Raw genomic sequence first — 6,304 nt, forward strand, 5'->3', positions numbered from 1 at the left:
CCTGGTGGCCCCGCAGCTGCCCGCCGCCACCAACTGCTCCCCCCTGGTGGACACCCCGCGGGGGCCCCCCCCGCGGGGGGGCGGGCGGCCGCCCCCCCCCCGGGGGGGGGGGCGCGGCGGCGCGGTGGAGCTGGCCGAGCTGGCGGGGGAGCAGTGGATCGCCGGCTGCCCGCAGTGCCGCGGGCACCTGGTGGAGCTGTGCGCCGGTGCGGGGTTCGAGCCCCGGATCGACTTCGCGACGGACGACTACCCGGCGGTGGTCGGTCTGGTGGCGGCCGGGCTGGGGGTGGCGGTGCTGCCGCGGCTGGCGCTGGAGTCGGTGCGGCCTGACGGGGTGTCGACGGCGCCGGTGCGGACCGCCTCGGGGGCGCCGGCGGTGCGGCAGGTGGTCGCGCTGACCCTGCCGGACCTGGCCGAGGTGCCGGCCGTGGCGCTGATGCTGGAGCGGCTCGCGGGGGCCGCCGGGGCCCGCTGACGCAGGGTCACCGGCCGGGGGGCTTGGAGCGCCGCGAAGAAACGTTTCTTCACGGCGCGGCCTCGGCGTGGCGCTAGCGCTGGGCGACCGTCGGCGCGACCAGTGGGACCTCCACCAGCCGGTGCCGCGAGCGCCCGAGCAGCTCCTCGCGCTCGTCCTCGGTCATCCCGCCCCAGACGCCGTACGGCTCGCGGACCGCCAGCGCGTGCGCCGCGCACTCGGCGATCACGGGGCAGCGCGTGCAGACCTCCTTGGCGCTGGCCTCGCGCGAGCTCCGCGCGGCCCCGCGTTCGCCTTCGGGGTGGAAGAAGAGCGAGCTGTCCACGCCACGGCAGGCTGCGGAGAGCTGCCAGTCCCAGAGGTCCGCGTTGGGACCGGGGAGGCGGGAGAAATCTGCCATGGCTCATTCCCTTCAGAGGCTCGTCGGCCGCGGGCCGGCCCCAGCGGAGCTCGCTGCGGGCGTGGCGGGGCGTCGATGCACTGGTGTGGACACCTGGAAATATGACTTAAGGCAACTCCATGGACAAGTCACCCACAGAGTGGCACAACAGTCAATGACCATACGAAAGCTATAAAAACGGGCGAAGTGGGCATGGACTTCCGCAGGCGCGGACGTGGCAATCGGGTGGTCCGAGGGGCGCACGGAGCCCCGCACCGGTGTGCGGGTCGCACGCCGACCGCGCGCGAGCTGCACAAAAGTGCGGCGTGTGCACCGCGATGCGGCTGATCGGTAATGGGTTGGCCACGTACAGTGGTGGAGATGGCCCCGAAGGCCGTAACTCATTCGAGTGACGGTCGTTGGAAGTGCGGAGGCGGTTAGCGGGCGCCGGACGTCGGGAACGATCGCGGGGAAGTTGAGGCGATCAGCACGGACTCTGTCGCCGATCGGCCGTGTCGGAGAGGTTCGTACCAGCCAGGAGGCTCAACGTGACGCGGATCAGCTGCGGAGGACGACGGTCATGACTTCCGTTCTCGTTTGCGACGATTCCCCGCTCGCCCGCGAGGCGCTTCGCCGCGCCGTCGCGACCGTACCCGGTGTGGACCGGGTCACCACCGCGACGAACGGGGAGGAGGTCCTCCGCCGCTGGGTGGCCGACCGCTCCGATCTCGTGCTGATGGACGTCCGGATGCCCGGCCTCGGCGGGGTCGAGACGGTCCGGCGGCTGCTGTCCGCCGACCCGGGCGCGCGCATCATCATGCTCACCGTCGCCGAGGACCTCGACGGCGTCGCCCTCGCGGTCGCCGCCGGCGCCCGCGGGTACCTGCACAAGGACGCCTCGCGCGCCGAGCTGCGGGCCACCGTCACCCAGGCCCTCGCCGACCCGACCTGGCGGCTCGCCCCGCGCCGGCTGCGCAGCCCCGACATGGGCGCGGCGCCGACGCTGACGGCGCGTGAGATCCAGGTGCTGGAAGGCATGAGCCACGGCCGCAGCAACGCCGAGATCGGCCGCGAGCTGTTCCTCTCCGAGGACACCGTCAAGACCCACGCCCGGCGCCTGTTCAAGAAGCTCGGGGCCTCGGACCGGGCCCACGCGGTGGCGCTGGGTTTCCGCTGGGGCCTGGTCCGCTGACCGCAGGCGGCGCCGCCGGCTGCGGCGCGCCGCCGGTGTTTCCGGGGACGGGTGCCGCACGGACGTGTGACGTTACGGTCCCGAGGTTGCACCATGGAGTGGTGGAGCACCTCGGGGACCAGCGGACAGGCACTGCGGCGAACCACGCAGCCGCAGGACACTCGGCGGACGGCGCGGCGGACGGGACCACCGACGGCGGCGGGGCGGGAGGCGGCACGGTGCAGGAGGGGCCGGTGGTGCCCGGCGGCACGCCGCGCGGTGCCGCACCGCATAACGTTCCGGTGCACAACTCCGGACGCGGTGCCGCGTTTTCCCGTTCGACCAGGCACCATGGACCGATGCGTGACGACGTCGCCGGTGCGGCCGGCCAGGCGGACCCGGTGGAGGCCGAGCCCTCCGGCCCGGGTGGCGATCCGTCGTACGCCGATTCCGGCCCGCCGCGTGGGGTGCCCGGCGGTGGCACCGGCCCCGGTCGTCCGCCCGTGCTCGGCGGCGGCGGGTCGCCGCTGGTGGGCGAGCTGGTCGCGGCCGCCGTCCGCGGCGAGGGCCCGGCCATCGACGCGCTGCTCGCGTACGTTCACCCGCTGGCGCTGCGGTACTGCCGCGGCCGGCTGGTCCGGCTGCCCGGCGGGGCCAGGCACCACGTGGACGACATCGCGCAGGAGGTGTGCGTCGCCGTGCTGTGCGCGCTGCCCCGGTACAAGGACCAGGGGCGGCCGTTCGAGGCCTTCGTCTACGGCATCGCCGCGCACAAGATCGCCGATCTGCAGCGGGCCGCGATGCGCGGGCCCGCCTCGACCGTGGTGCCGCAGGACGACCTGCCGGAGGTGCCGGACGAGGCGCTCGGTCCGGAGGAGCAGGCGCTGCTGAGCAGTGACGCGGCCTGGGCGAAGGAACTGCTCTCCAATCTGCCGGCCCGTCAGCGCGAGCTGGTGCTGCTGCGGGTGGCCGCCGGGCTGTCCGCGGAGGAGACCGGCGAGGTGCTGGGGATGTCGGCGGGGGCCGTCCGGGTGGCGCAGCACCGTGCCCTGAGCCGGCTGCGGGCGCTCGCGGAGGAGTCCTCCTGACGCTGCCGCCGGGAGCGGCCGGAATGGCTCATGGGCGGAGGGTGTTGTCAAGGGCACACGAGGACCACAATCCCGGTGCCAGTACCATGGGGTATCGGCGCCTGGGCAGGTTGCCAAAGTTTCACGGGTGCGAACGGGGTTCCCCTGGAGGATCCTCCAAAGTCCACCCGGCTTTCGGCGGTCTGCGCGAGTGAGCGATGAACGCGTCCCCACCCTCAGGGCGTGTGCGGATCAAACGGCCGGCCACGGAAGGTACCCCCGAAATGTCTTACAACGCCGCAGGCGTACCCGAGAAGTTCGCCATGCTCGGGCTCACGTTCGATGACGTCCTGCTGCTGCCCGGGGCCTCCGAGGTGCTGCCGAACCAGGTCGACACCTCCTCGCGGGTCTCCCGGAACGTGCGCGTGAACCTCCCGATGCTCTCCGCCGCGATGGACAAGGTCACCGAGGCCCGGATGGCGATCGCGATGGCCCGCCAGGGCGGTGTCGGTGTCCTGCACCGGAACCTGTCGGTCGAGGACCAGGCCAACCAGGTCGACCTGGTGAAGCGCTCGGAGTCCGGCATGGTCACCGACCCGATCACGGTCGGCCCGCTGACCACCCTGGCCGAGGCCGACGCGTTGTGCGCCAAGTTCCGCATCTCCGGCGTGCCGGTCGCGGACGAGGCGGGCAAGCTGCTCGGCATCGTCACCAACCGCGACATGGCCTTCGAGTCGGACCGCAGCCGTCAGGTCCGCGAGATCATGACCCCGATGCCGTTGATCACCGGCAAGGTCGGCATCTCGGGCGAGGACGCGATGGCGCTGCTGCGCCGGCACAAGATCGAGAAGCTGCCGCTGGTCGACGACGAGGGCCGGATCAAGGGCCTGATCACCGTCAAGGACTTCGTCAAGGCCGAGAAGTACCCGAACGCCGCCAAGGACGCCGAGGGCCGTCTGCTGGTCGGTGCCGCCGTGGGTGCCAGCGCCGAGGCGTTCGACCGGGCCCAGGCCCTGGTCGCGGCCGGTGTGGACTTCCTGGTCGTGGACACCTCGCACGGCCACAGCCACAACGCGCTGGCCTGGATCGAGAAGATCAAGTCGGCCGTCAAGGTCGACGTGGTCGGCGGCAACGTCGCCACCCGCGACGGCGCCCAGGCGCTGATCGACGCCGGTGTGGACGGCGTCAAGGTCGGCGTCGGCCCGGGTTCGATCTGCACCACCCGGGTGGTCGCCGGCATCGGCGTCCCGCAGATCACCGCGATCTACGAGGCCGCCCAGGCCTGCCAGGCGGCCGGCGTGCCGGTCATCGGCGACGGTGGCCTGCAGTACTCCGGCGACATCGGCAAGGCGCTGGCCGCCGGTGCCGACACCGTCATGCTCGGCTCGCTGCTGGCCGGCTGCGAGGAGTCCCCGGGCGAGCTGCTGTTCATCAACGGCAAGCAGTACAAGTCCTACCGCGGCATGGGCTCGCTGGGCGCCATGCAGTCCCGCGGCCAGGCGAAGTCCTTCTCCAAGGACCGCTACTTCCAGGCCGACGTCAGCTCCGACGAGAAGCTCATCGCCGAGGGCATCGAGGGCCAGGTGCCCTACCGCGGCCCGCTGTCCGCGGTGCTGTTCCAGCTGGTCGGCGGTCTGCGCCAGACCATGGGGTACGTCGGGGCCGCCACCATCGCCGAGATGGAGAGCAAGGGCCGCTTCGTGCGGATCACCTCGGCGGGTCTCAAGGAGAGCCACCCGCACGACATCCAGATGACCGTCGAGGCGCCGAACTACTCGTCGCGCTGATCGTCCGCACTCCCCGAGGGGCCCGTCGCCGTCCGCAGCGGCGGGCCCCTCGCGCGTGTCCGCGGGCCGGGCCGTCGGGGCGTGCGCACGGTCCGTGCGGGATACTGGGGGCGGCCGGGGTGACCCGGCGGGCATGAGCAACACAGCAGAAGGGCTCGAAGTGACCGAGATCGAGATCGGGCGAGGCAAGCGCGGCCGCCGGGCGTACGCCTTCGACGACATCGCCGTCGTCCCCAGCCGCCGTACCCGGGACCCGAAGGAGGTCTCGATCGCCTGGCAGATCGACGCCTACCGCTTCGAGCTGCCGTTCCTGGCCGCCCCGATGGACAGCGTGGTCTCGCCGCAGCAGGCCATCGCCATCGGCCGCCTCGGCGGCCTGGGCGTGCTGAACCTGGAAGGCCTGTGGACCCGCTACGAGGACCCGCAGCCGCTGCTCGACGAGATCGCCTCGATCACCGACGAGGCCGTCGCCACCCGCCGCCTCCAGGAGATCTACGCCGCGCCGATCCGCGCCGAGCTGATCAAGCAGCGGATCCAGGAGGTCCGCGAGTCCGGCGTGGTCACCGCCGCCGCGCTCTCGCCGCAGCGCACCGCCGAGTTCTCCAAGGCCGTCGTGGACGCCGGCGTCGACGTCTTCGTCATCCGCGGCACCACCGTCTCGGCCGAGCACGTCTCCAGCGCCGCCGAGCCGCTGAACCTCAAGCAGTTCATCTACGAGCTGGACGTCCCGGTCATCGTCGGCGGCTGCGCCACGTACACCGCCGCCCTGCACCTCATGCGCACCGGCGCGGCCGGCGTGCTGGTCGGCTTCGGCGGCGGCGCCGCCCACACCACCCGCAACGTGCTCGGCATCCAGGTGCCGATGGCCACCGCCGTCGCGGACGTGGCCGCCGCCCGCCGCGACTACATGGACGAGTCCGGCGGCCGCTACGTGCACGTGATCGCGGACGGCGGCGTCGGCTACAGCGGCGACATCCCGAAGGCCGTCGCCTGCGGCGCCGACGCGGTCATGATCGGCGCCGCGCTGGCCCGCGCCACCGACGCGCCCGGCAAGGGCTTCCACTGGGGCATGGAGGCCGTCCACGAGGAGCTGCCGCGCGGCAAGCGGGTGGACCTCGGCACGGTCGGCACCACCGAGGAGATCCTCACCGGCCCGTCGCACACCCCCGATGGCACCATGAACCTGTTCGGCGCGCTGCGCCGGGCGATGGCCACCACCGGCTACACGGAGCTCAAGGAGTTCCAGCGGGTCGAGGTCACCGTCAACCCGGCGCTCGACCACCGCTGAGGCGAACGCTGACGAGGGCCCCCGCCGTGCGAACGGCGGGGGCCCTCGTCGGTTCCGTACCCCCCCCCGGCCGGGGGGGGGGGGTTTTTTTATAGCCCCACCCCCGCATAAGCCGATTAAGGCGGGTGCAGCGCGGG

Annotated in this window: 6 protein-coding genes; 5 read left to right on the plus strand and 1 reads right to left on the minus strand. The window is 72.7% G+C overall.

The genetic code is table 11. The annotated features are described in order from the left end of the window. Positions 1-475 (plus strand): LysR substrate-binding domain-containing protein (locus ACFV4G_RS03440; protein ID WP_380435959.1); only part of this gene is annotated, 475 nt, incomplete at its 5' end. Between the two features lie 73 nt (positions 476-548). Here the strand turns inward: ACFV4G_RS03440 and ACFV4G_RS03445 are convergent. Next, complete coding sequence (locus ACFV4G_RS03445; RefSeq protein ID WP_380435961.1) at positions 549-875, minus strand: WhiB family transcriptional regulator; 327 nt, start codon at positions 873-875, stop codon at positions 549-551. A 559-nt stretch (positions 876-1,434) separates the two neighbouring features. On the opposite strand from ACFV4G_RS03445, the gene ACFV4G_RS03450 reads away from it, so the two are divergent. The 4 genes from ACFV4G_RS03450 to ACFV4G_RS03465 all read left to right on the plus strand — a co-directional run bounded on the left by ACFV4G_RS03450 (position 1,435) and on the right by ACFV4G_RS03465 (position 6,167). Continuing rightward, complete coding sequence (locus tag ACFV4G_RS03450; protein ID WP_014136228.1) at positions 1,435-2,046, plus strand: response regulator transcription factor; 612 nt, start codon at positions 1,435-1,437, stop codon at positions 2,044-2,046. A 338-nt stretch (positions 2,047-2,384) separates the two neighbouring features. Beyond that, positions 2,385-3,113, plus strand: coding sequence for an RNA polymerase sigma factor ShbA (shbA, locus tag ACFV4G_RS03455; protein WP_380435963.1), 729 nt, complete (start codon positions 2,385-2,387; stop codon positions 3,111-3,113). Between the two features lie 263 nt (positions 3,114-3,376). Continuing rightward, positions 3,377-4,879, plus strand: coding sequence for an IMP dehydrogenase (guaB, locus tag ACFV4G_RS03460; RefSeq protein ID WP_380435965.1), 1,503 nt, complete (start codon positions 3,377-3,379; stop codon positions 4,877-4,879). Positions 4,880-5,039: 160 nt separating this feature from the next. After that, positions 5,040-6,167 carry a GuaB3 family IMP dehydrogenase-related protein gene (locus ACFV4G_RS03465; RefSeq protein ID WP_363651523.1) on the plus strand — a complete coding sequence of 376 codons (1,128 nt, stop codon included), beginning with the start codon at positions 5,040-5,042 and terminating at the stop codon, positions 6,165-6,167. Positions 6,168-6,304: the final 137 nt, after the last annotated feature.

The sequence above is a fragment of the Kitasatospora sp. NPDC059747 genome (assembly GCF_042732955.1).
Lineage (GTDB): Bacteria > Actinomycetota > Actinomycetes > Streptomycetales > Streptomycetaceae > Kitasatospora.

Coding starts and splice junctions, on each gene's coding strand:
- ACFV4G_RS03450 (WP_014136228.1), top strand. CDS start 1,435: ATGACTTCCGTTCTCGTTTGCGACGATTCCCCGCTCGCCCGCGAGGCG.
- ACFV4G_RS03445 (WP_380435961.1), bottom strand. CDS start 875: ATGGCAGATTTCTCCCGCCTCCCCGGTCCCAACGCGGACCTCTGGGAC.
- guaB (WP_380435965.1), top strand. CDS start 3,377: ATGTCTTACAACGCCGCAGGCGTACCCGAGAAGTTCGCCATGCTCGGG.
- shbA (WP_380435963.1), top strand. CDS start 2,385: ATGCGTGACGACGTCGCCGGTGCGGCCGGCCAGGCGGACCCGGTGGAG.